Annotated in this window: 22 protein-coding genes; 6 read left to right on the forward strand and 16 right to left on the reverse strand. The window is 70.9% G+C overall.

Going from position 1 to position 21,207, the window contains the following annotated elements; all coding sequences use genetic code 11:
- Nucleotides 1–19: 19 nt before the first annotated feature.
- Nucleotides 20–1,393 (reverse strand): MFS transporter, encoded by a 1,374-nt coding sequence (locus MTBUT4_RS16880; RefSeq protein ID WP_254434903.1) that lies wholly within the window; start codon nt 1,391–1,393, stop codon nt 20–22.
- Between the two features lie 188 nt (nt 1,394–1,581).
- Nucleotides 1,582–3,441 (reverse strand): molecular chaperone HtpG, encoded by a 1,860-nt coding sequence (htpG, locus tag MTBUT4_RS16885; RefSeq protein ID WP_173980869.1) that lies wholly within the window; start codon nt 3,439–3,441, stop codon nt 1,582–1,584.
- A gap of 229 nt (nt 3,442–3,670) precedes the next feature.
- On the opposite strand from htpG, the gene hpf reads away from it, so the two are divergent.
- Complete coding sequence (gene hpf, locus MTBUT4_RS16890) at nt 3,671–4,024, forward strand: ribosome hibernation-promoting factor, HPF/YfiA family (protein ID WP_173980870.1); 354 nt, start codon at nt 3,671–3,673, stop codon at nt 4,022–4,024.
- A 222-nt stretch (nt 4,025–4,246) separates the two neighbouring features.
- Complete coding sequence (locus MTBUT4_RS16895; protein ID WP_173980871.1) at nt 4,247–5,104, forward strand: LysR family transcriptional regulator; 858 nt, start codon at nt 4,247–4,249, stop codon at nt 5,102–5,104.
- A gap of 127 nt (nt 5,105–5,231) precedes the next feature.
- On the opposite strand, the gene MTBUT4_RS16900 is transcribed toward MTBUT4_RS16895, so the two are convergent.
- The 4 genes from MTBUT4_RS16900 to argH form a co-directional block, all read right to left on the reverse strand.
- Nucleotides 5,232–7,595 (reverse strand): DUF4175 domain-containing protein, encoded by a 2,364-nt coding sequence (locus MTBUT4_RS16900; protein ID WP_173980872.1) that lies wholly within the window; start codon nt 7,593–7,595, stop codon nt 5,232–5,234.
- Between the two features lie 185 nt (nt 7,596–7,780).
- Complete coding sequence (gene lysA, locus MTBUT4_RS16905) at nt 7,781–9,046, reverse strand: diaminopimelate decarboxylase (protein WP_173980873.1); 1,266 nt, start codon at nt 9,044–9,046, stop codon at nt 7,781–7,783.
- Nucleotides 9,043–9,258, reverse strand: coding sequence for a lipoprotein (locus tag MTBUT4_RS16910; protein ID WP_173980874.1), 216 nt, complete (start codon nt 9,256–9,258; stop codon nt 9,043–9,045). Before MTBUT4_RS16910 ends, lysA begins: the two co-directional genes overlap by 4 nt.
- 17 nt (nt 9,259–9,275) lie before the next feature.
- On the reverse strand, nt 9,276–10,688 hold the full coding sequence (gene argH, locus MTBUT4_RS16915; protein ID WP_173980875.1) for an argininosuccinate lyase: 1,413 nt from the start codon (nt 10,686–10,688) through the stop codon (nt 9,276–9,278).
- A 36-nt stretch (nt 10,689–10,724) separates the two neighbouring features.
- Here argH and MTBUT4_RS16920 point away from each other — a divergent pair, with 36 nt between their 5' ends.
- On the forward strand, nt 10,725–11,297 hold the full coding sequence (locus tag MTBUT4_RS16920; protein ID WP_173980876.1) for a TlpA disulfide reductase family protein: 573 nt from the start codon (nt 10,725–10,727) through the stop codon (nt 11,295–11,297).
- Between the two features lie 135 nt (nt 11,298–11,432).
- Here MTBUT4_RS16920 and irrA read toward each other — a convergent pair whose 3' ends face one another.
- Together irrA and MTBUT4_RS16930 are read right to left on the reverse strand one after the other, a co-directional pair.
- Nucleotides 11,433–11,852: an iron response transcriptional regulator IrrA gene (gene irrA, locus MTBUT4_RS16925; RefSeq protein WP_371738070.1), complete on the reverse strand. Its 420-nt coding sequence runs from the start codon at nt 11,850–11,852 to the stop codon at nt 11,433–11,435.
- A 121-nt stretch (nt 11,853–11,973) separates the two neighbouring features.
- Nucleotides 11,974–12,528, reverse strand: coding sequence for a hypothetical protein (locus tag MTBUT4_RS16930; RefSeq protein WP_173980878.1), 555 nt, complete (start codon nt 12,526–12,528; stop codon nt 11,974–11,976).
- Nucleotides 12,529–12,660: 132 nt separating this feature from the next.
- Here MTBUT4_RS16930 and MTBUT4_RS16935 point away from each other — a divergent pair, with 132 nt between their 5' ends.
- Entirely contained in the window at nt 12,661–12,906 is a 246-nt protein-coding gene (locus tag MTBUT4_RS16935) for a DUF1178 family protein (RefSeq protein ID WP_173980879.1), read from the forward strand.
- Nucleotides 12,907–13,042: 136 nt separating this feature from the next.
- Here the strand turns inward: MTBUT4_RS16935 and MTBUT4_RS16940 are convergent, their stop codons facing one another.
- Entirely contained in the window at nt 13,043–13,501 is a 459-nt protein-coding gene (locus tag MTBUT4_RS16940; RefSeq protein WP_173980880.1) for a hypothetical protein, read from the reverse strand.
- A 103-nt stretch (nt 13,502–13,604) separates the two neighbouring features.
- Here MTBUT4_RS16940 and mutL point away from each other — a divergent pair, with 103 nt between their 5' ends.
- On the forward strand, nt 13,605–15,383 hold the full coding sequence (mutL, locus tag MTBUT4_RS16945; protein ID WP_173980881.1) for a DNA mismatch repair endonuclease MutL: 1,779 nt from the start codon (nt 13,605–13,607) through the stop codon (nt 15,381–15,383).
- A gap of 5 nt (nt 15,384–15,388) precedes the next feature.
- Here the strand turns inward: mutL and MTBUT4_RS16950 are convergent, their stop codons facing one another.
- From MTBUT4_RS16950 to MTBUT4_RS16975, 6 genes are all read right to left on the reverse strand, one after another.
- A complete protein-coding gene (locus tag MTBUT4_RS16950; RefSeq protein ID WP_173980882.1) occupies nt 15,389–15,919 on the reverse strand; it encodes a 6-carboxytetrahydropterin synthase in 531 nt (176 codons plus the stop codon).
- Between the two features lie 8 nt (nt 15,920–15,927).
- A complete protein-coding gene (queE, locus tag MTBUT4_RS16955; RefSeq protein ID WP_173980883.1) occupies nt 15,928–16,542 on the reverse strand; it encodes a 7-carboxy-7-deazaguanine synthase in 615 nt (204 codons plus the stop codon).
- Nucleotides 16,543–16,699: 157 nt separating this feature from the next.
- The gene (locus tag MTBUT4_RS16960) at nt 16,700–17,038 is read right to left on the reverse strand and encodes a hypothetical protein (protein WP_173980884.1); all 339 of its coding nucleotides are present in this window, start codon (nt 17,036–17,038) and stop codon (nt 16,700–16,702) included.
- Between the two features lie 26 nt (nt 17,039–17,064).
- Entirely contained in the window at nt 17,065–17,802 is a 738-nt protein-coding gene (locus MTBUT4_RS16965; RefSeq protein WP_173980885.1) for a 16S rRNA (uracil(1498)-N(3))-methyltransferase, read from the reverse strand.
- Nucleotides 17,799–18,236: an NfeD family protein gene (locus tag MTBUT4_RS16970; RefSeq protein WP_173980886.1), complete on the reverse strand. Its 438-nt coding sequence runs from the start codon at nt 18,234–18,236 to the stop codon at nt 17,799–17,801. The genes MTBUT4_RS16965 and MTBUT4_RS16970 overlap by 4 nt, the downstream gene beginning before the upstream one ends.
- Before the next feature lie 10 nt (nt 18,237–18,246).
- Nucleotides 18,247–19,215, reverse strand: coding sequence for an SPFH domain-containing protein (locus tag MTBUT4_RS16975; protein ID WP_173980887.1), 969 nt, complete (start codon nt 19,213–19,215; stop codon nt 18,247–18,249).
- Nucleotides 19,216–19,358: 143 nt separating this feature from the next.
- Between MTBUT4_RS16975 and MTBUT4_RS16980 the strand changes: the two genes are divergently transcribed.
- Nucleotides 19,359–20,351: an NAD(P)H-dependent glycerol-3-phosphate dehydrogenase gene (locus tag MTBUT4_RS16980; RefSeq protein WP_173980888.1), complete on the forward strand. Its 993-nt coding sequence runs from the start codon at nt 19,359–19,361 to the stop codon at nt 20,349–20,351.
- On the opposite strand, the gene MTBUT4_RS16985 is transcribed toward MTBUT4_RS16980, so the two are convergent.
- A complete protein-coding gene (locus MTBUT4_RS16985) occupies nt 20,348–21,196 on the reverse strand; it encodes a VOC family protein (RefSeq protein ID WP_173980889.1) in 849 nt (282 codons plus the stop codon). The genes MTBUT4_RS16980 and MTBUT4_RS16985 overlap by 4 nt on opposite strands.
- Nucleotides 21,197–21,207: the final 11 nt, after the last annotated feature.

Raw genomic sequence — 21,207 nt, forward strand, 5'->3', positions numbered from 1 at the left:
GCGGCGCAAAGACGGCGTCCTATGACCCGCGCGGGGGGGAACCCTGCGCCAAAGGTGGGGTCTCGGCGCCCCCGCTTGAAGGGTCGCGGCGCATCATCCACAGCAGCAGCAGCAGCGCCGGCACGGTGGCGACGGTGGTGAGCAGGAAGAAATCGACCCAGCCCAGCACGTCGGCCAGCTTGCCGCTGACCGAGGCGAACAGGGTGCGCCCGACTGCGGTGAGCGAGGACAGCAGGGCGTACTGGGTGGCGGTATAGGCGGCGTTGCACAGGCCCGAGATGTAGGCCACCAGGGCCGAGCCGGCCATGCCGGCGGTCAGGTTCTCGGCCGCCACGCACAGCGCCAGGGCGTAGACGTTGTGGCCGGCGGTGGCCTGCAGCACGTAGAACAGATTGCCCAGCGACTGCAGCACGCCGAACAGCAGCAGCGCCCGCATCACCCCCAGCCGGGTCACCAGGGCACCGCCGATCAGGCTGCCGGCGATGGTGGCGCCGAAGCCGAACACCTTGCTGACGGTGGCGATTTCATCAAGGGAGAAGCCCAGCTCGACATAGAGGGTGTTGGCCATCGCCCCGGCCATGGCCTCGCCCAGCTTGTAGCCGATGACCAGGGCCAGCACCGCCAGCCAGCCCTTGCGGCTGACGAAATCGGCGAAGGGGCAGATCACGGCGCCGTACAGCCAGGCCGTCACCGCCGCCGCCGGCCCCTTGAGGTGCGGCCGCGCCGCCAGGTACTCGGCCGCCTTGGCCTCGCGCTCGGCGGTGGCGGCCGAGACCTTGACCGCCGGCTCGGGGCCGAACAGGAAGACCAGCATGCCCACCCCCAGCAGCGCCGCCATGGCGGCGTAGGCGGCGAACCAGCCGAAGGCCGAGGCGAGGTAGAGGGCGCCGGCCCCGGCCGCCAGCATGGCCAGGCGGTAGCCGGTCTGCACCGCCCCCGCCCCCGGCCCCTGCTGGTCGGCATCCAGCAGCTCGACGCGGTAGGCGTCGATGACGATGTCCTGGCTGGCCGACAGGAACGCCACCAGCACCGCCAGCACTGCCATCCGCCCCAGTTGCCCCACCGGATCGGTGGCGCCCAGCGCCAGCACGGCGACGATCAGCAGCACCTGGATCAACAGGCCCCAGCCGCGCCGGCGCCCGAAGACCCGCGTCAGCACCGGCAGCGGCAATCGGTCGATCAGCGGCGACCACAGGAATTTCAGCGCATACGGGGTGCCGACCAGGGCGAAGATGCCGATGGCGGTGCGGCTGATGCCTTCGCTCTTCAGCCAGGCCGACAGGGTCGAGAAGGTCAGCAGCAGCGGCAGGCCGCTGGCGAATCCCAGCAGCAGCACCATCACCACCCGGCGGTCGAGATAGACGGCGAAGGCCCTGCGCCAGTCGGCAATCATCATCGGTCCCCTGGTTGCACCGGCGGCAGCTTACGGGGAATCGGCGGCGAATTGGTTAACGGCGAGGGCCTGGCCGGCACACCCACTTGCTATACACCGTCGTTCCCGCGCAGGCGGGAACCCAGGAGTCGCGGGCACGTCGGCGGTGCACCCCCTGGGTCCCCGCCTGCGCGGGGACGACGTTCGGATCACCCCCCCAGCCCCTTCTCCATCACCGCCGCCAGGCGGCGGGCGAAGTCGGCGGGGTCGGCGGGGGGTTCGCCCTCGACGATGCGGGCCTGGTCGAGCAGCAGCCAGGCCATGTCGTCGATGGCCTCGCGCCCCGAGGACGCCACCTTGGCGGCCAGGCCCTTGATCAGCGGATGCTTGGGATTGACCTCCAGCACCCGGGCGCTGTCCTGGTCGAGCTGGCGGTGGGCCTTCAGCAGCTTTTCCAGGTGCATGCTCATCTGCCCCGAATCGGCGACCAGGCAGACCGGCGACGAGGTCAGGCGGGCCGAGGCGCGCACGTCCTTGACCCGCTCGCCGAGGCTGAGCTTCAGCGCCGCCACCAGGGTGTCGATGCCGCCGTCCTGGGGCTCGGGCTCGGGCTGGGCGGCCGCGTCGCCGCCGGCGACCTTGGCCAGATCGACGTCGCCCTCGGTCACCGAGCGCAGGCGCTTGCCGGCGTACTCGCCCACCGCCGGCACCCAGAACTCGTCGATGGGGTCGGTCAGCAGCAGCACCTCGATGCCCTTGGCGAGAAAGCCTTCCAGCTGCGGGCTCTTCTTCAGCGCCGCCACGTCGTCGCCGGTGACGTAGTAGATCTCGTCCTGGCCCTCCTTCAACCGTCCCGCCACCTCGGCCAGCGAGGCGAGGGACTCGCCGGCGGTGGTGCGGAAGCGGCACAGCTCCAGGATGTCGGCCTTGCGCTCGAAATCCTCGTAGATGCCTTCCTTCAGCACGGCGCCGAAGGTGTCCCAGAAGGTGGCGTAGTCGCCCTCGGCATCCTCGGCCTTCTTCTTCAGCTCGGCCAGCACGCGCTTGACCAGGCCGGCCTTGATCTTGGCCAGCACCGGATTGTGCTGCAGCATCTCGCGGCTGATGTTCAGCGGCAGGTCCTGGCTGTCGACCACGCCCCGGAGGAAGCGCAGATAGGGCGGCAGCAATTCCTCGGATTCGTCGCTGATGAACACCCGCTTGACGTACAGCTTCACGTGCTGCTTGCGGTCGGGGTGGAAGATGTCGAGCGGCTTCGAGCCCGGCACATAGAGCAGCCCGGTATACTCGATGGCGCCCTCGGCCTTGTAATGGATGGTCAGCCAGGGGTCGTCGAAGGCGTGGGCGACGTGGTGGTAGAATTCCTTGTACTGCTCGGGCGTGATGTCGGATTTGGAGCGCGTCCACAGCGCCGAGGCGGAGTTGAGCGTCTCCTCCTTGTCGCCGTCCTTCAGCACCACCGGGATGGCGATGTGGTCCGAGTAGCGCTTGACGATGGCGCGCAGCCGGTGCGGATCGAGGAACTCGGATTCGCCGTCCCGGAGCGTCAGGGTGATGGCGGCGCCGCGCGCCGCCTCGGCCTCGGTGACGGTGAACTCGCCCTTGCCCTCGCTGGTCCAGCACCAGCCCTGGTCCTCGCCGGCCTTGCGGGTGGTGACGGTGACGTCCGAGGCGACCATGAAGGCGGAATAGAAGCCGACGCCGAACTGGCCGATCAGCGTCATGTCGGCCTTGGAATCGCCGGTCAGGCGGCTCATGAACTCGGCGGTGCCGGACTTGGCGATGGTGCCCAGGTTGGCGATCAGGTCGTCGCGGTTCATGCCGATGCCGTTGTCGGTGACCGTCAGGGTGCCGGCCGCCTTGTCGGGGATCAGGGTGATGCGCCAGGCGCCGTCGCCCTCGGCCAGCTCGGGCTGGGTCACCGCGGCGTAGCGCAGCTTGTCGCAGGCGTCGGAGGCGTTGGAGATCAGTTCCCGAAGGAAGATCTCCTTGTTCGAGTAGAGCGAGTGGACGACGATGTCCAGCAGCTTGGCCACTTCGGCCTGGAACTCACGCTTTTCCGCACTCATGCGCCCCACCTCGTTCATCCGGCGATCCCTAATCCGCCCATCGGCGGCGCCCTGATATGAGGGTGTTCGCGACACCTTGCAAGCCCGCGTCTTATCCCTAAGAATGGACCATCGCGCGCACGGTTGCTCCCGACGGGCCGAATGGGTATAGATATCGGCCCCCGGCGCCAGGCCGGGGCGGCGCCGCCCGGCAAACAGGCGCGGCGATTGGAATAGCAGGAGACGTTTCATGCAGAATCCCCTCCAGATCACCTTTCATGGCATCGACCATTCCGACGCGGTCGAGACGCGCGTCCGCGAGAAGGTGGCCAAGCTGGAGCAGTTCTTCGACCGCATCACCTCCTGCCGGGTGGCGATCGAGTCCCATCACAAGAACACCTCGAGCCTGCATCACAAGGGCGACGCCTTCCACATCCGCATCGATGTGGCGGTGCCGGGCTCGGAGCTGGTGGTGAAGCGCGATTCCGACGAGCACGAGGACGTCTATGCCGCCCTCAAGGGCGCCTTCCAGGCCATAGAGCGCCAGCTGAAGGAATACGTCGCCCGCTCGCGCGGCGACGTCAAGGCGCGCGCCCACGCGTGAGCCCCCCGGGGGTCCATTAAAATGGGGGGATCCGCAGCGCGGCCCCCCCGGGCTCCATTTAAAATGGGGGGATCCGCGGCGCGGCCCCCCGGGCTCCATTAGAAAATCGGCAGATGCGATTAGCGTCTTCTGCACGGTTGATGTTTGCCCCGAGGTGCGCTAGAAGTCCGCCGTCTTCGCGGGTGCGGCAGAGCGGCTGGCGCGCCCCTTTCGGGACCTCCCATGAATATCGATCTGGCGCGCACCTTCCTGGAAATCGTCGAAACCGGCAATTTCAACAGGGCGGCCGAACGCCTGGACGTCACCCAGTCGACCGTGTCCATGCGCATCAAGGCGCTGGAGGACGAGCTGGGTCGCCCCCTGTTCGTGCGCTCCAAGGCCGGCACCGAGCTGACCGCCGCCGGCATGCAGTTCCGTCGCTACGCCACCACCCTGGTGCGGGTGTGGGAACAGGCCCGCCAGGAGATCGCCCTGCCGCCCGGCTTCCGCACGGTGCTGACGGTGGGCGGCCAGTTCTCGCTATGGGACCGCCTGCTGGTGCAGTGGATCCCGTGGATGCGCACCGCCCTGCCCGACGTCGCCCTGCGCGCCGAGATCGGCGGCTCGGACGGCCTGATGCGGCAACTGGCGGAAGGCATCATCGACATCGGCGTGATGTATTCGCCGCAAAGCCGCCCCGGTCTGCACATCGAGAAGCTGCTGGAAGAACGCCTGATCATGGTCTCCACCAAGCGGCGCTCCGTCGATGAGTGGGACGACGATTACGTCTTCGTCGATTGGGGGCCGGAATTCCGCCAAAGCCACAGCCAGGCCTTTCCCGACCTCAAGACCACCGCGGTGTCGGTGGGTCTGGGGGCGCTGGGCCTGCAGCACATCCTGGCCCATGGCGGCACCGGCTATTTCCCCATGCGGGTGGTGCGTCCGGCCCTGGCCGCCGGCCGCCTGACCGCGGTGGAGGGCGCCCCCGAATTCCGCCGCCCGGCCTGGCTGGTCTATGCCCACGACGAGGGGCGCGCCGACTGGTTCCCCACCGCGCTGGAAGGCCTGCGCCACGTCGCCTCGCTGGAAAGCGAAGATTAGAGCCGGATGCTATCAGGTTGAATCGCGAGGCGATCCAACCTGATAGCTGAATCCGCCTCTAAATCAATAAATTAGACTCCCCCCGCCCGCCTGCGGGAGAGGGGGATCATTTAACTCCCGGCTTTCTTCAGAACTGCTTCAGCAGCCGGCGCAGATAGTCGCGTTCGGCCTCGGGGCGGCGCCATTCGCCGGCACGGCGGCGCAGTTCGTCGAGGATTTCGCGGGCCCGCACCAGATCGCCCCTTTCCGGAATGCGGGTGGTGCCGTCGTCGCCGAAGCCGGTACCGGTGAGCGGCCGGCCCAGGGGGTCGCGCGGCACCGCGCCGAAGCCGCCCTGGCCGGCGGCGCTGAGTTCCGCCATCGCCTCGCGGGTGGCCTGGCCGAGGGCGGCCACCGCCGCCGCCTGCGCCTCCGAGGCCGTGCCCCAGTCGCCTTCGCCCAGCGAGCGGGCCGCCTCGTCCATGGCCCCGGCCGCCTCGCCCAGCGAATCCGGCAGCCGCCCCAGCCCGGCCGCCAGCTTGTCGGCCAGCCCGTCCAGGGTATGGCGCAGCGCCTGCTGCGCCCGGGCCGCCTCGGCGGCGGCGCCGCGCGCACCGGCGCGGGCGTTGCGGTGGCTGGTGTCCAGCATCCGCTGCTGGCGCTCCGCCAGATCGCGCAGGCCCCGCGCGGCGTCCACCGCCGGCCCGCCGCCATCGGCGGGGGCGGCCTGCAACCCGTCCAGCAGCGCCCCCAGGCGGTCCAGCATTTGCTTCAGCGCGTCGCGCGCCCCCGCCTCGGCCAGGGCGCGCAGGGTGTCGGCCATGTCGGCCAGCTCGTCGCTGCCGATGGCGCGCTGGTTGGGCGCCATGGCCGCCGGATTGTCCGCCGCCCGCGCCGCCAGGGCGGCGACGTAGCGTTCCATGGCGGCGCGGAACTGCTCGACCAGCTGCTCGATCTCGGCGGCCGAGGCGTCGCCGGCCAGCGCCCGCTCGAGCGCGCGCCGGGCCTGTTCCAAGGTGCGCTCGGCCCCGGCCAGCTCGCCGTCCTCGATGCGCAGCGCGGCGTTCCACAGCAGGTCCTGCACCTCGGCGAGGTCGAAATCGCCACCCATCAGGGTGCGATGGGCGGTCATCAGGGCCAGGAAAACGGCAAGGTCGTCGTTGAACAGCTCCGGCTGGTCGACGATGCCGTCGATGACGTCCGCCGCCCGCGGGGCATTGGCGCGGTCCTCGGTGACGGCGCGGCGCTGGGCGGCCAGGGCCTGGGCGGCGGGATGGGTGAAGTGGCGCTCGGGCAGGGTGATGGTGACCGGCACGCCGCCGCCGGTCTGGCCCATTGTGTCGGCGGCCTTGGGCGCCAGGGTCGCCGGCAGGCCGGCCCAGGGATGGGCGGTGAGGTCGTGCCAGCCGGCCAGCCCGGCCTGGCGCGGGCGGTTGGCGGGAAGCTGCAGCTCGACCATTGCCGGCGCTTCGCCGTCCGGCGCCCCCAGGCGGCGGATCTCGATCCAGGCACGCTCCAGGCCGTGATCGTCCGAGGCGGCGAGGTCCAGGCGCAGGCGGCCCTTGTCGCCGGTCTCGGGCGGCGCCGCGAAATCGATGGAGGGCAGCGCGTCGGCCACCACCCGGATCGGCCATTCCGCCAGGGTCCTGCCGGTCTGGCGCACCGCCAGGCGGTGTATCGGACCGATGCCGGCCTCGATGCGCTGGCCGTCGCCGTCCTGGCGCTCGAAGGCGATGCGCTCGTCGTCGAGGACCAGGGTGGCGCCGCCCCAGCCACCCGAGAGCACCGCCAGCACGGTGCTGCCGGCCGGGACGTCGATGCCCTCCCCGCCCGCCGCCAGCAGCACCGGCGGCGCGTTGGCGGTGGCCGGCGGATTGATCCACACCTCCAGGCTGGCGGGGGCGCCGACGCCCAGTTGCGGCGACAGCGCGCGGGTCAGCCGGTTTTCGCCGTCGTGCCAGCCGCCGGCCAGGGCGATCACCAGCAGCAGCAGTGCCGCGGCGCGCCAGCCATAGGGGTCGCGGGCGGCCATGCCGCCATCCGGCCAGGCCAGCCGCAGCCGCCCGGCCAGCGCCGCCATGCGGCGGCGATGGGCGGCCCACAGGGCGGCGGTGACGGGATCGTCGGCACCGCCGGCGGGGCGGTCGGCCAGGGCTTCGAGCGGGCGGTTGGCAAGCTCCGAATCGCGCTCCAGCCGCCGCGCCGCCTCGTCGAGGGCGGGCCGGCGCAGCCGCAGCGGCACCCGCATCAGCAGGAACCCCAGCCCGCCGCCATAGGCCGCCAGCACCAGCCCGTGCAGCCATCCGGGCAGCAGCGGCAGCACGTCGAACAGGGCCAGGGCGACGAAGGTGGCGGCCAGCGCCAGCGGCGGCACCAGCAGCGGCCAGGCCTGCTCGACGGCCAGCACCGCCCGCGCCCGCGCCAGCCGCTTCGCCAGCCGGCGCTCGAAGGCGGGATCGGGATCGGCCGGCGGCGGCGTGGGGTGCATGGCGGTGCCTAACAGGCTGTCCATATTGGTTTCTTGGCCCGCCTGATCCTTCGAGACAGCCGCTTCGCGGCTTCCTCAGGATGAGGCTACTGTGACGACCTAAGACCTCATGCTGAGGAGGCCGCCGCGAGGCGGCCGTCTCGAAGCATCCCTAGTGTGGTGGCCTGCTTATCCCCGAAATCCGCTATACGGATTTCGGGGGCAGGACACTAGAACCAGTCCGGCAGGCTCTCCAGGGCCCGCATCTCCTCGTATGTGGGGCGGGCGCGGACCACTGCAAAGCGGTCGCCCTTGACCAATACCTCAGGCACCAGCGGACGCGTGTTGTAGGTCGATGCCATGGCGGCGCCATAGGCCCCGGCGGTGCGGAAGGCCAGCAGGTCGCCGGCCTTGACCGGCGGCAGCAGGCGCTGGCGGGCGAAGGTGTCGCCGGTCTCGCAGACCGGGCCGACCACGTCGACCGGCACCGGCTCGGTGCCCGGCGGCGGCGCCGTCACCGGCTCGATGGCGTGGTGAGCGTCGTAAAGGGCGGGACGCATCAGATCGTTCATGGCGGCATCGACGATGACGAAGGTGCGGGTCGCCCCCTCCTTCACGTAGACCACGCGCGACACCAGGATGCCGGCATTGGCCACCAGCAGGCGCCCCGGCTCCAGCACGATGCGGCAGCCGAGATCGCCCAGGGTGTCGCGGATCGCCGCCGCGTATTCGTCCGGATGCGGCGGCGTCTCGTCCTCATAGGGCACGCCGAGGCCGCCGCCGACATCGAGGCGGCGGATGTCGAAACCGTCGGCGCGCAGGATGGCGACCAGGTCGCGCACCCGCAGGAAGGCCTCGCGGAACGGCGCCACCTCGGTCAGCTGCGAGCCGATGTGGCAGGCCACCCCCACCACCTCGATGCCGGGCAGGGTGCGGGCCTTGCGGTAGACCTCGTGGGCGCGGGTCCACTCGATGCCGAACTTGTTCTCCTTCTTGCCGGTGGTGATCTTGGCGTGGGTGCCGGCATCGACGTCCGGGTTGACGCGCAAGGATACCGGCATGCGGATCCCGCGCTCGGCCGCCACGCTGGACAGCAGCTCCAGCTCCGGCTCGCTTTCCACGTTGATCTGCATGATCCCCTTGGCGACGGCGAATTCCAGCTCGCCGCGGGTCTTGCCCACCCCCGAGAAGACGATGCGCCCCGGCGGCACCCCGGCGGCCAGGGCCTGGCGCAGCTCGCCTTCCGACACCACGTCGGCGCCGGCGCCCAGCTCGGCCAGGGTGCGGATCACCGCGACGTTGGGATTGGCCTTGCAGGCGAAGCAGATGGTGGCGTCCAGCCCGGCCTTTTCCAGCGCATGGGCGAACACCGTGTAGTGGCGCACCAGGGTGGCGGTGGAGTAGCAGTAGAACGGCGTGCCGATGCGGGCGGCGATCTCGGCCAGCGCCACCTGCTCGGCATGCAGGCTGCCGTCGATGAGGTCGAAGTGGTTCATCGCGGCGCCGCCTCGATCTCGGATTGCGGTTCCTCCTCCATCTCCTCCATCTCCTCGCCGGGCTTGGGCTTCGGCTTGGGAAACTTGATTTCGGGATAGACCCGCGGGAATTGCGAATCGTCGGGTTCGATGGGCCGCCCCTTGCGGCCGCAGGCGGCCAGCGAGGTGCCCAGGGCGGCGATCACCAGGATGGTGAATAGGGCGCGCAGCATGATCCCCCCTTCTTCTGTCAGAGCCAGCGGGCGCGGGCGGCGGCGACCTGCTCGCGCACCCGTTCCGGCGCGGTGCCGCCGAAGCTGGTGCGGCTGGCCACCGAATGATCCACCGCCAGCACCGCCCTCGCCTCCTCGGTGATGCCGGGCTCGATGCCCTGCATCTCGGCCAGGGTCAGGTCCTCGAGGCCGCAGCCCCTTGTCTCGGCCAGCTTGACCAGCGAGCCGGCGACGTGGTGGGCGCGGCGGAACGGCATCCTCAGCGCCCGCACGCACCAGTCGGCGATGTCGGTGGCGGTGGTGTAGCCGGCCCCGGCGGCGGCCCGCATCACCCCTTCGTTGACCCGCATGTCGCGCACCATGCCGGCCATGGCGGCGATGGCCAGCTCCATGGTGTCGGCGACCTCGAACACCGGTTCCTTGTCGTCCTGCATGTCCTTGGAATAGGCCAGCGGCAGGCCCTTCATGACGATCAGCAGGGCGTTGAGATCGCCGATCACCCGGCCGGTCTTGGCGCGGATCAGCTCGGCGGCGTCGGGGTTGCGCTTCTGCGGCATGATCGACGAGCCGGTGGTGAAGGCGTCCGACAGCGACACGAAGCGGAACTGGGCGCTGGTCCAGATCACCAGCTCCTCGGCCAGGCGCGACAGGTGGACGGCGGCGATGGCGGCGGCGGCCATGAATTCCAGCGCGAAGTCGCGGTCCGAGACGCCGTCCAGCGAATTGTTGGTGGGCGCCCGGAAGCCCAGCTCGGCGGCGGTGGCGTGGCGGTCGATGGGGAACGAGGTGCCGGCCAGGGCGGCCGAGCCCAGCGGGCATTCGTTCAGCCGGGCGCGGGCGTCGGCGAGGCGGCCGCGATCGCGCCCCACCATCTCCACATAGGCCATCAGGTGGTGGCCGAAGGTCACCGGCTGCGCCGCCTGCAGGTGGGTGAAGCCGGGCATCACGGTGGCGGCGTGTTCCTCCGCCCGCTCGATCAGCGCCGCCTGCAGGTCCCGCAGCGCCGCCTCCATGCCGTCCATGGCGTCGCGCACCCACAGGCGGAAGTCGGTGGCGACCTGGTCGTTGCGCGAGCGCGCGGTGTGCAGCCGTCCCGCCGCCTCGCCGATCAGCTCGGCCAGGCGGGCCTCGACGTTCATGTGGATGTCTTCCAGCTCGGCCCGGAAGGGGAAGCCGCCGGCCTCGATCTCGGCCAGCACCCGGGCCAGACCGTCCAGGATGGCGTCGCCGTCGGCCGCGGTCAGAATCCCCTGCTTGACCAGCATGCGGCAATGGGCCATGGACCCCTTGACGTCCTGGGCATAGAGACGCTTGTCGAAGTCGATGGATGCGTTGATCCGCTGCATGATGGCGGCGGGACCGCCGGCGAAGCGGCCGCCCCACATGGAAGAGGCGGGCGGGGCGGAGGCGGAGGAAGACTTGTCGGTCATGGACACCTTGGACGGACTTGCAGGAAACGGGCACCGATGAACAGGAACGGAAACGGCTGGATGCGCTGGATCGCCCTCGGGCTGGGATTGGCGATCGCGGCGGCGGTGGTGTTTTACGTCACCAGGCGCCAGGAAGGCTACACCCAAGCCGGCCCGGACCCAAGCCGGACCATCGTCGCCGCCGCGCCGGCGGCACGCCCCGCCCCGCCCGAACTGATCTTCGCCGATGAAAGCGGACGCGGCCTGACGCTGGCCGACTTCGCCGGGCGGGTGGTGCTGGTCAACGTCTGGGCCACCTGGTGCCCGCCTTGCATCGCCGAGATGCCGTCCCTGGACGCGCTGCAGGCCAGGCTGGGCGGCGAACGGTTCCAGGTGGTGGCCATCGCCATCGACCGCGGCGGCGCCGCCGTGGCGCGGCGCTGGTTCGAGGCCAACGGCATCGCCGCGCTGGCCGTCCATGCCGCCAACCCGGCCCGCTTCCCCAACTGGGAAATCCCCGCCTCGTTCCTGATCGACGCCCAGGGCCGCCTGGCCTGGCGCGGCAAGGGCATCTTCGACTGGGAGGGGCCAGAGGCGGACCAGGTGGTGCGGGAATTGCTGAACGAGTAACGCCGCCCATGCGGGGTTTGCGGCCATTGCGGCCGCGGCCAAGACCGCGGGACGCGGGCGCCCGGCGAGGGCAAACCAACAAACGAAACCGGCGCCCCAGGGGGGCGCCGGTTCCGGTTCGTTCAGGCGAGGAGATCAGCCGTTGACGCGCACGATGACATCGACGCGGCTGATGGTGAACCCTTCGGGGGCTTCGGGCACCTTGGTCAGGCCGATCATCTCGGCCGGAATGTCGCACAGCCGCCCGGTGCTTTCGAAGAAGAAGTGGTGGTGGTCCGAGGTGTTGGTGTCGAAATACGACCGCCCCGAATCGACCACGATCTCGCGCAGCAGCCCCGCTTCGGTGAACTGGTGCAGGGTGTTGTAGACGGTGGCCAGCGACACCCGGATGTTGCCGGTCAGCGCCTCGGAATGCAGCTGCTCGGCCGACAGGTGGCGGTCGCCGCCGTCGAACAGCAGGCGGGCCAGCGACAGTCGCTGCCGGGTCGGCCGCAGGCCGGCGGCGCGCAGGCGGTCGAGTGCTTGGGAATAGGGTCGTGCGTTGTGCATATTCATAATGTGGTCCGCCCCGAACCGGATGTGAAGCCCCCTTCTCATTTAAGAAGAGTTCTGTGTCGAAGGTATCACAGAGAGGATTGAAACATAAAGGCTTCTCAGCGGAATGCCGTGACTGTGGTCAAGTGGCGGGGGGCGCTTCGAAGGGATGGACGTGGTGGGCGCCGTGGCCCGTCAGCACCGAAACGGCCCGGGCTTCGGCGGCGGTATCGCGGCAGCGCACCCAGATCAGGATGCCGCCCGTCTCCAGCTGGCGCTCGAATTCGTCGGCGAGGCGGCGGTCGAACAGCCGCCCCAGGCCGAACCCGGCGCCCGCGCCGGCCCCCGCTCCCAGCAGCGCCGCCCCCACTGCCACCGCGGCGCCGCCGCCGGTGGCGAAGACCAGCCCCAACGCGGTGACGGCGCCGAGATAACCGAGCGCCGAACCCAGCGCGCCGCGCCCCTCGGTGCGGGTCTCGGGCGCGACCCAGCCGCGCCGGGGCGAGTCGGGATCGTCGGCGGCGGCGACCGAATCGTCGAGGCGGTGGCCAAGCTGCTCGCGCACCACGCCTTCGGTGGCCAGCAGCGACAGGTCGCCGTGGTCGAAGCCGCTGCTCAGCAGCTCCTGCACGGCGGCCTCCATGGTCCTGGGATCGGGGAACAGTCCCACCACTTCGCGGGCGAGGGCGTCGGGCATGGCTGGGCCTCCCTGGGCAATTCCCCTGCATATGGGGCGACCGGGAGGCGGCGGGGATGGCCTTGCGGTTGCCTTACCCGGAATTGCTCCGATATAAGCGGCACCAGCTTCAGACCACCGGACGGGCGAGCGATGATCCTCTATACCCTGCGCTGTTCCCACGACCACCACTTCGAGCAGTGGTTCTCCAACTCGGCGGAATACGATTCGATGAAGGCCGAGGGCGGGCTGGCCTGCCCGGAATGCGGCGACAAGGACGTCGCCAAGGCGATCATGGCGCCCAACGTCAAGGGCGCCCCGGCCGCCGCCCCCGCTCCGGCTCCCGCCGCCTGCACCCCCGGCGGCTGCGGCATGTGCCAGTTCGCCGGGCAGCATTAGGCACGTTCCTGGCCCGCCTCGTCCTTCGAGACAGCCGCTTCGCGGCTTCCTCAGGATGAGGCCACTGTGATGGCAAAAAACACCTCATGCTGAGGAGGCCGCCGCCAGGCGGCCGTCTCGAAGCATTTGCGGCGCCTCACTTCCCGTCCGGCACCCAGGTCAGGGTGGCGCCGCCTTCGGCCTGGCCGCACAGATCGGCCAGGCGGGCCGCCGACAGCCGGGTCGGCAGGGTGCCGTTGACGATCACGGTGCCGTCCTTGGCGAGGCGCCAGCCGGCCTGGACGCAGGCCTTGGTCGGCAATCCCTGGGCGGTCACCATCAGGCCGTTGGCCCCCGAGGACACCGCCAGGGAACCACCGAAGGCGTGGCTGGGCGGCGCCGCGCCCGAGGCGGCGGCCCGCATCTGCCCGATCAATGCCTCGCCGGGATCGGCCGATTCTTCGCCATTGCCGAGGACCAGCCAGGCGGCCAGTCCGGCGGCGGCCACCACGGCCCCGGCAGCGATCCAGGCGACGAGGCGGCCGGGCCGCTCATGGCGTGGCGCCGGACGGTGGGAAACAGGATGGTGATGGGACAGGCTGGCGGTCTTGGACATGGCGATACCCGAATTGGCGCCCCAATTATCCACATGGTAACGCACAGAGAATGAACAAGGGATGAAGTTTGCCCGAAGCGGCGCGAGCGGGTAGACTCGCGCCATGCCGATCCGCCTGCTGCCCCCCACCCTGGTCAACCAGATCGCCGCCGGCGAGGTGATCGAGCGTCCCGCCGCCGCGGTCAGGGAGCTGGTGGAGAACGCCCTCGATGCCGGGGCGACCCGCGTCGAGGTAGCGCTGGCCGAGGGCGGCCAGGCGCTGATCGCGGTCACCGACGACGGCGCCGGCATGAGTCCCGACCAGCTGGTCCTGGCGGTGGAACGCCACGCCACCTCGAAGCTGGACGGCGACGATCTGGTCCACATCCGCCATCTCGGCTTCCGCGGCGAGGCGCTGCCCTCCATCGGCTCGGTGGCGCGCCTGGCCATCACCTCGCGGCCCAAGGGCGCCGACAGCGCCTGGAGCCTCAGCGTCGAGGGCGGCGCCAAGGGCGCACCGGTGCCGGCCGCCCATCCCCCCGGCACAAGGGTCGAGGTGCGCGACCTGTTCTATGCCACCCCGGCGCGGCTCAAGTTCCTGAAGAGCGTGCGCGCCGAGCTGGGCCAGGCGGTGGACGTGGTCGAACGCCTGGCCATGGCCCATCCCCGGGTCGCCTTCGCACTGCAGGACGGCGCCCGCACGGTGCTGAAGCTGCCGGCCCAACCGGATCGGCTGGGGCGGCTGGCGGCGGTGCTGGGCCGCGACTTCGCCGCCAACGCGGTGGAACTGGATGCCGAGCGCGACGGAATCCGCCTGTCCGGCTGGGCCGGTCTGCCCACCTTCAACAAGGGCACATCGGCCCACCAGTACCTGTTCGTCAACGGACGCCCGGTGAAGGACCGGCTGGTGATCGGGGCGGTCAAGGGCGCTTATCAGGACGTGTTGTCGCCCGACCGTCACCCGGTGGTGGCGCTGTTCCTGGAGCTGCCGGCCGACGCGGTGGACGTCAACGTCCACCCGGCCAAGGCCGAGGTGCGCTTCCGCGATGCCGGCATGGTGCGCGGGCTGATCGTCTCGGCCATCCGCCATGCCCTGGCGGCGGCCGGCCACCGCACCGCCTCCACCGTCTCCGACGCCGCCCTGGGGGCGCTTGGCGCGGCGCGCCCGGCCTATCAATGGCAGCCGCCGCCGCGTCCCTCGGCCGGGCAGGTCCGCACCGCCGCCTGGGCGCAGGCGCCCATGGGCCTGGCCGAAGCCATCCCCGGCCTCGATCTGCCGCCGGCGGCACCGGCCGCCGAACTTCAGGAACCAGTCGCCGATTATCCGCTGGGGGCGGCGCGGGCGCAGCTGCACGACACCTACATCGTCGCCGAGACCAGGGACGGGCTGGTCATCGTCGATCAGCACGCCGCCCACGAGCGGCTGGTGATGGAGCGCATGAAGGCGGCCATGGCCGCCGACGGCGCGGTCAAGGCACAGGCGCTGCTGCTGCCCGAGGTGGCGGAACTGGGCGAGGCGGCGGCCGCCCGCATCGCCGAGGCGGCGCCCGACCTGGCCGCGCTGGGGCTGGTGGTCGAGCCGTTCGGCCCCGGCGCGGTGGTGGTGCGCGCCACCCCGGCGCCGCTGGGCGAATGCGACGCCGCCGCCTTGGTGCGCGACCTCGCCGACGACCTGGCGGAATGGGGTGAGGCCCTCGGCCTCAAGGACCGCCTGGGCGAAGTCTGCGCCACCATGGCCTGCCACGGCTCGGTGCGGGCCGGGCGGCGCCTCTCGCCGGCCGAGATGGATTCCTTGCTGCGCCAGATGGAGGCGACGGCGCTGTCGGGCCAGTGCAACCACGGCCGCCCCACCCACGTCACCCTGCGCCTGGCCGATATCGAGAAGCTGTTCGGCCGGCGGTAGCAAGGCTACTCGCCGTATTCCGCCGCGCAGTTGGGGGTTTCGAACACGCGCACCAGCACCAGCCGGGCGGTGCCGCCCGAGCGCTGCCGCACCGGTCCGGCCAGCTTGGTGAACCAGTGCCGCGCCAGGCATTCGGCGGTGGGCTGGAAGCCGACCACGGTGAGCCTGGTGCCCAGGCGGGTGTCGGTGGTGGTGGCCTCGCCCTCGGCCGCCACCCGGGCGGCCAGCGCCGCCATCCAGTCCCGCGCATCGGCCCCGGCGGGAGCGAACAGGGTCAGCAGCTCGGTATCGGCGATGGCGGCGATGAAGCCGTGATCGCAGGGCGCGTCGATGGCCGTCAGCATCTCCTCTTTCAGGAAGCCGAAATCCACCACCATGTCGGTCTGCTCGCCGTCATGGTGCAGCTCGGCGGCCTCGCACACCGCCTCGACGGCATAGCGGTGGCCGTGCAGGTGCCGGCACTTGGAGCCGTGGGTCATGATGCGGTGGCCGGCATCGATCTCGATGCGGCGGGTGACGCGGTAGGGGGCGGCCATGTCTGCCTTCAGGGGATGCCGATCAGCTTGTGGGTCTGCAGGCTGAGCCGCCAGAGGGGATGCGTCAAGCACCACGCGACGCAGGCAGCGATGTTGGCCGCCCGCTCCGGGCCGTCCATGGGCTGCAGCAGGCGGTGGGTGAAGGCCAGGGCCTCCAGCGCCCCGGGGTCGAGGCCGGGCTGCGGCCACACCAGCTTCAGCTCGTCGCCCTGGCGCAGAACCAGTTCGGTGCCGGCCTTGGGGCTGACGCAGACCCAGTCGATGCCGGCCGGCAGCGTCCGGGTGCCGTTGGTCTCCACCGCCACCTCGAACCCCCGGCGGTGCAGGGCGTCGACCAGCGCGTCGTCCAGTTGCAGCGCCGGCTCGCCACCGGTGCAGACCACATAGGGGACGCCGCCGCCCGGCCACAGCGATTCCACCCGTTCGGCCAGCGAAGCGGCATCGGCGAAGCGCTCGCCGCCGACGAAATCGGTGTCGCAGAAGCGGCACTGGGCGCCGGCCCGATCCTCCTCGCGCCCGCTCCACAGGTTGCACCCGGAAAAGCGCAGGAACACCGCGACCCGCCCGGCCCGGGCGCCCTCGCCCTGCAGGGTCAGAAAGAGTTCCTTGACGGTGTAGGTCATGGGCTGATCCGTTGCCTTCGCCCCTTGATGGGGAGGGGTCCCCCCTTCTTTTCTCCCCTCCCCTTGATGGGGAGGGGTTGGGGGCGGGGTGAGGTTCCGCGACACCGCCGACGCGGTTCACCCCCACCCTAACCCTCCCCACAATTGGGAGGGGACGTTAGTGATCGCTGCCGTGGAGGATGCCGGCCATGCCGGTATCGTAGTCCTGACCGGCCAGGGTCAGGGTCAGCGCATGGGGGAAGGTGCTGCGGATCAGGCCCTTGCGCTCCAGCGCCGCCCACACCGCCGGATTGGCCAGTCCGCTGGCGTCCTTGCTCATCATCACCTTGTCGCCGACGTGGAAGTGGTTGCCGTGCGGCTTGGGCAGGGTGTTCAGCACCTTCTCGCCGGTTTCCAGGGTGTTGCTGGTCTCGGGGTGGCGGGCCAGCTCCTGGAACAGCACCAGGGTCTTGCACTGCAACGGGTTGAGCTTCAGCGGATTGGTCTTTGGCGGCATGGCGATCCTCCGGGAAAGGGCGGCGATTATGCCTGCCTGGGCCGCCACTTCCAATCCCCGGCGAGGGCCTGCACCACCGCCAGGGCGGCGATGGCGGCGGTCTCGGCGCGCAGGATGCGCGGCCCCAGCGAGACGGCGCGGGCGAAGGGCAGGCGGAGCAGCAGGTCGCGCTCCTCGGGCGCGAAGCCGCCCTCGGGGCCGACCAGCAGGGCCAGCTTCCCGGACAGGCCGGCCGCCACCTCGGGCAGCGGGGCGCCCGACCCGCCCTCGTCGAGGAACAGCAGGGTGCGCCCCGAATCCCAGCCGGCCAGGACCTGATCCAGCGCCGCCGGCGGCTTCAATTCGGGCACCGTCAGGCGCTCGCATTGCTCGGCCGCTTCCATCAGATGGGCGCGCAGGCGTTCGGCATTGACGCGGGCCGCATTGGTGCGCCGGGTGAACACCGGCCACAGCGCCGAGGCGCCCAGTTCCGCCGCCTTCTCGGCCACCAGATCGGTGTTGTCCTTCTTCAGGGGGGCGGCCAGCAGCCAGATATCGGGCTCGGGCGCCTGCGGCCGGGTCTGCGCCCCGACCGTGAGGCGCACGCCCCCCTTGCCGACATCGTCCAGCACCGCCAGCCACTCGCCGTCGCGCCCGTTGAACAACGCCACCGCCTGCCCGGCTCGGGCGCGCATCACGGTGGCGACGTAATGGGACTGCTCCCTGGCCAGCACCAGACCAGCCCCGGCGGCGAGGTCGAAGGGGACGAACAGGCGCAGACTCATTCCTTGGCTTCCACCCTGAGAGTGATGCCGTCCACACCCACCACCTTGACCCGGGCGCCGGCGGGCAGGTCGGGTCCCGTGACCGGCCAAGTGCCGTCGGCCACCCGCAGACGGCCGCGCCCGTCCTTTATCGGCATGTCCAGGGTATGGATGCCACCCACCAGGGCCTCGCCGCGGCGGTTGAGATGGGGTTCGTCCGCCGCCGGCGCGCGCAGCCGCCCGTAGAGCCGGCGCCCCAGGATGGCGGCGGCCAGGGACAGCGCGGCGAAGGCCAGCGCCTGGATCTCCCAGCCGATGTCCGGCGCCGCGTAGGCGACAATGCCGACCGCCAGGGCGGCAATGCCGGGGAACAACAGGTAGGCGCCGGGCATCACCGTCTCGACGGCGACCAGCACCACGCCCAGGGTCAGCCAGTGCCAGAAGACCAGATGCATGGCCTGGGCCTCAGCCCTGGTCCGACGCGGGCACGCTTCCGGTGCGCCGCGGCCGGGCGGCATCGGAACCGAGGGCGTCCCTGGCGATCTCGGCGATGCCGGCGACGGCACCGATGACCCCCGATGCCTCCAGCGGCATCATCACCAGCTTCTGGTTGGGTGCGGCCGCCACCTTCTCCAGCGCCCCGACATAGCGCTGGGCGACGAAGTAGTTGACCGCCATGGCCTCACCGTTGGCGATGGCGGAGGACACCATGGCGACGGCCTTGCCCTCGGCCTCGGCCTCGCGTTCGCGCGCCTCGGCGTCGCGGTAGGCGGCCTCGCGGCGGCCCTCGGCCGCCAGGATCTGGGCTTGCTTCTGTCCTTCCGCCTTCAGCACCTCGGCCTGCTTCAGGCCCTCGGCCTCCAGGATGGCGGCGCGTTTGTCCCGTTCGGCCTTCATCTGCCGGGCCATGGCGTCCACCAGATCGCGCGGCGGGGCGATGTCCTTGATCTCGATGCGGGTGACCTTGACGCCCCAGGGCTGAGTGGCGCCATCGACCACGGTCAGGAGCTGCGCGTTGATGCGGTCGCGCTGGGACAGCAGCTCATCCAGGTCCATGCCGCCCATGACGGTGCGGATGTTGGTCATGGTCAGGTTCAGGATGGCCAGTTCCAGCATCGCCACCTCGTAGGCGGCACGCGCCGCGTCCAGCACCTGGAAAAACACCACGCCGTCCACCGTCACCATGGCGTTGTCGCGGGTGATGACCTCCTGGCTGGGAACGTCCAGCACCTGCTCCATGACGTTGAGCTTGCGCCCGATCCTGTCGATGACGGGCACGATGAGATGCAGGCCGGGCGACAGGGTCCGGGTATAGCGGCCGAAGCGTTCGACCGTGCATTCGAAGCCCTGGGGCACCACCTTGACCCCCAGAACCACCACCAGCACCGCCGCCGCCGTCAGTACCAGCGCGAAAATCGCGAAATCGCCCAGCATGAGCACATCCCCCCGGCTGACTACCCAAACGTTACTATAGCCGAAACCACGCCGCCTGTCGTTTGCTCGCGTGGGAGACGGGTTGCCCACCGCCGCCGGCCGGGGCATAACCTGACCCCGGGGGACGCGAAAGGAAGCGCAGCATGGACACCATCGGCATCGTCGGCGCCGGCGCCTGGGGCACCGCCTTGGCCGTCACCGCGCGCCGGGCCGGGCGCAACGTGGTGGTGTGGGCGCACGAGCCGGACGTGGTCGGCGCCATCAACGCCATGCGGCGCAACATCGCCTATCTGCCCGACATCCATCTCGATTGCTGCATCCGCGCCACCACCGAGATCGCCGAGACGGCGTCCGCCGAGGCGGTGCTGCTGGTCACCCCGGCGCAGCACCTGCGCGCCGCCTGCCGCGCCCTGGCGCCCCATTGGCGGGCCGGGGTGCCGGCGGTGATCTGCGCCAAGGGCATCGAGCAGGGCAGCGGCGCCATGATGACCGAGGTGGTCGCCGCCGAGCTGCCCCATGCGCCGCTGGCGGTGCTGTCCGGCCCCACCTTCGCCGTCGAGGTGGCGCGCGGCCTGCCCACCGCCATCACCCTGGCCTGCGCCGATGCCGAGCTGGGCCGCCGGCTGGTGGCGGCGCTGGGCACGCCGACCTTCCGTCCCTATCTCGCCGACGACCTGGTGGGGGCCGAGATCGGCGGCGCGGTCAAGAACGTGCTGGCCATCGCCTGCGGCATCGTCGAGGGCCGCGGCCTGGGCGACAACGCGCGGGCCGCGCTGATCACCCGCGGCCTGGCCGAGCTGACCCGTCTGGCCCTGGCCAAGGGCGGCCGCGCCGACACCCTGATGGGCCTGTCGGGCATGGGCGACCTGATCCTGACCGCCTCGTCGGCGCAATCGCGCAACTACTCGCTGGGCTTCGCCCTGGGCGAGGGCCAGACGCTGGCCGACATCCTGGCCTCGCGCCGGGCCGTCACCGAAGGCGTGTGGACCGCCGGGGCGGTGGTCGAGATGGCCACCGGCTTAGGCATCGAGATGCCCATCTGCGCCGCGGTGGATTCGGTGATCAACCGCGGCCACGACCTCGACGACGCCATCACCGCCCTGCTCAGCCGGCCGTTCCGGGCGGAGGGAGCCTAGGCCCCCGCCATCTCGATGGTGACGCCGCAGGCCTGGGACGGCGGGATGCGGATGGTGCCGTCGGAATCGCGGCCGAATTCGACGCCACCGGCGTGCAGGATCTCGGCGGCCTTGCGGGTGTCGGCCACCTGCAGCGCCAGCACCACCAGGGCCGGGGGCGGCGGCTGCTCGTCCAGCTCGGCGTCGGGGTGGAGCTGGGTCAGGTCCTCGGGCCGGGTCAGGAAGATCAGGCCGCGGCCGGTATGCACCGTCACCGTCTCGTCGGTCACCACCGCGCTGTGGGGGCCGAACACCCGGTCCCAGGCCGGAGTCAGCGACACCGGGTCATCGACCACCGCGGTCACCGCGGCGATGCCGAAGGCGCCGTTGACGTGCTGCAGCCATTCCGGGTGGCGGTCGCGCTGGGCGGTGAGGTGCTGGATCATGCGGGTCGGCACGCCCGGCGTGGCATCGGCCGGCAGCGGCGTTTCCGAGAACATCAGCACCGGTTCGTCGGGGGCGTCGAGGCGGCGCGACAGCGAGCGCGGGACCGGCACGTCGAGCCCGGCGCGGCGCAGGGACTCCCCCGATGCGGCGCCGTCATTGGTGCGCAGCGCCAGGCCCATCAGCCCCTCGCGCTGCTCCAGGAAGGCGCGCACCGCCTCGGCCTCGGCGCCGTCGCCCTCGGGCGAAAGCAGTTCGACGTAGTCCTGCCCGAACATGGCGCAGTGATTGGCGGTGCCCCATTCGGCGTGGTGGCCGCGCGGGGTCAGGGTGAAGCCCAGCCGGCGGAACACCTCCGCCGCCTGGTCGAGGTCGCGCACGGCGATGACCGCGTGGTCGAGTCCGACGATCTGGTTGGCCATGGTCTGTCCTC

It is taken from the genome of Magnetospirillum sp. UT-4 (assembly GCF_902729435.1).
GTDB lineage: Bacteria > Pseudomonadota > Alphaproteobacteria > Rhodospirillales > Magnetospirillaceae > Magnetospirillum.

What these genes read in the sequence shown, in the direction of transcription:
- MTBUT4_RS16880 (WP_254434903.1), bottom strand. Translation starts at nt 1,393, where the DNA reads ATGATTGCCGACTGGCGCAGGGCCTTCGCCGTCTATCTCGACCGCCGG.
- htpG (WP_173980869.1), bottom strand. Translation starts at nt 3,441, where the DNA reads ATGAGTGCGGAAAAGCGTGAGTTCCAGGCCGAAGTGGCCAAGCTGCTG.
- hpf (WP_173980870.1), top strand. Translation starts at nt 3,671, where the DNA reads ATGCAGAATCCCCTCCAGATCACCTTTCATGGCATCGACCATTCCGAC.
- MTBUT4_RS16895 (WP_173980871.1), top strand. Translation starts at nt 4,247, where the DNA reads ATGAATATCGATCTGGCGCGCACCTTCCTGGAAATCGTCGAAACCGGC.
- MTBUT4_RS16900 (WP_173980872.1), bottom strand. Translation starts at nt 7,595, where the DNA reads ATGGACAGCCTGTTAGGCACCGCCATGCACCCCACGCCGCCGCCGGCC.
- lysA (WP_173980873.1), bottom strand. Translation starts at nt 9,046, where the DNA reads ATGAACCACTTCGACCTCATCGACGGCAGCCTGCATGCCGAGCAGGTG.
- MTBUT4_RS16910 (WP_173980874.1), bottom strand. Translation starts at nt 9,258, where the DNA reads ATGCTGCGCGCCCTATTCACCATCCTGGTGATCGCCGCCCTGGGCACC.
- argH (WP_173980875.1), bottom strand. Translation starts at nt 10,688, where the DNA reads ATGACCGACAAGTCTTCCTCCGCCTCCGCCCCGCCCGCCTCTTCCATG.
- MTBUT4_RS16920 (WP_173980876.1), top strand. Translation starts at nt 10,725, where the DNA reads ATGAACAGGAACGGAAACGGCTGGATGCGCTGGATCGCCCTCGGGCTG.
- irrA (WP_371738070.1), bottom strand. Translation starts at nt 11,852, where the DNA reads ATGAATATGCACAACGCACGACCCTATTCCCAAGCACTCGACCGCCTG.
- MTBUT4_RS16930 (WP_173980878.1), bottom strand. Translation starts at nt 12,528, where the DNA reads ATGCCCGACGCCCTCGCCCGCGAAGTGGTGGGACTGTTCCCCGATCCC.
- MTBUT4_RS16935 (WP_173980879.1), top strand. Translation starts at nt 12,661, where the DNA reads ATGATCCTCTATACCCTGCGCTGTTCCCACGACCACCACTTCGAGCAG.
- MTBUT4_RS16940 (WP_173980880.1), bottom strand. Translation starts at nt 13,501, where the DNA reads ATGTCCAAGACCGCCAGCCTGTCCCATCACCATCCTGTTTCCCACCGT.
- mutL (WP_173980881.1), top strand. Translation starts at nt 13,605, where the DNA reads ATGCCGATCCGCCTGCTGCCCCCCACCCTGGTCAACCAGATCGCCGCC.
- MTBUT4_RS16950 (WP_173980882.1), bottom strand. Translation starts at nt 15,919, where the DNA reads ATGGCCGCCCCCTACCGCGTCACCCGCCGCATCGAGATCGATGCCGGC.
- queE (WP_173980883.1), bottom strand. Translation starts at nt 16,542, where the DNA reads ATGACCTACACCGTCAAGGAACTCTTTCTGACCCTGCAGGGCGAGGGC.
- MTBUT4_RS16960 (WP_173980884.1), bottom strand. Translation starts at nt 17,038, where the DNA reads ATGCCGCCAAAGACCAATCCGCTGAAGCTCAACCCGTTGCAGTGCAAG.
- MTBUT4_RS16965 (WP_173980885.1), bottom strand. Translation starts at nt 17,802, where the DNA reads ATGAGTCTGCGCCTGTTCGTCCCCTTCGACCTCGCCGCCGGGGCTGGT.
- MTBUT4_RS16970 (WP_173980886.1), bottom strand. Translation starts at nt 18,236, where the DNA reads ATGCATCTGGTCTTCTGGCACTGGCTGACCCTGGGCGTGGTGCTGGTC.
- MTBUT4_RS16975 (WP_173980887.1), bottom strand. Translation starts at nt 19,215, where the DNA reads ATGCTGGGCGATTTCGCGATTTTCGCGCTGGTACTGACGGCGGCGGCG.
- MTBUT4_RS16980 (WP_173980888.1), top strand. Translation starts at nt 19,359, where the DNA reads ATGGACACCATCGGCATCGTCGGCGCCGGCGCCTGGGGCACCGCCTTG.
- MTBUT4_RS16985 (WP_173980889.1), bottom strand. Translation starts at nt 21,196, where the DNA reads ATGGCCAACCAGATCGTCGGACTCGACCACGCGGTCATCGCCGTGCGC.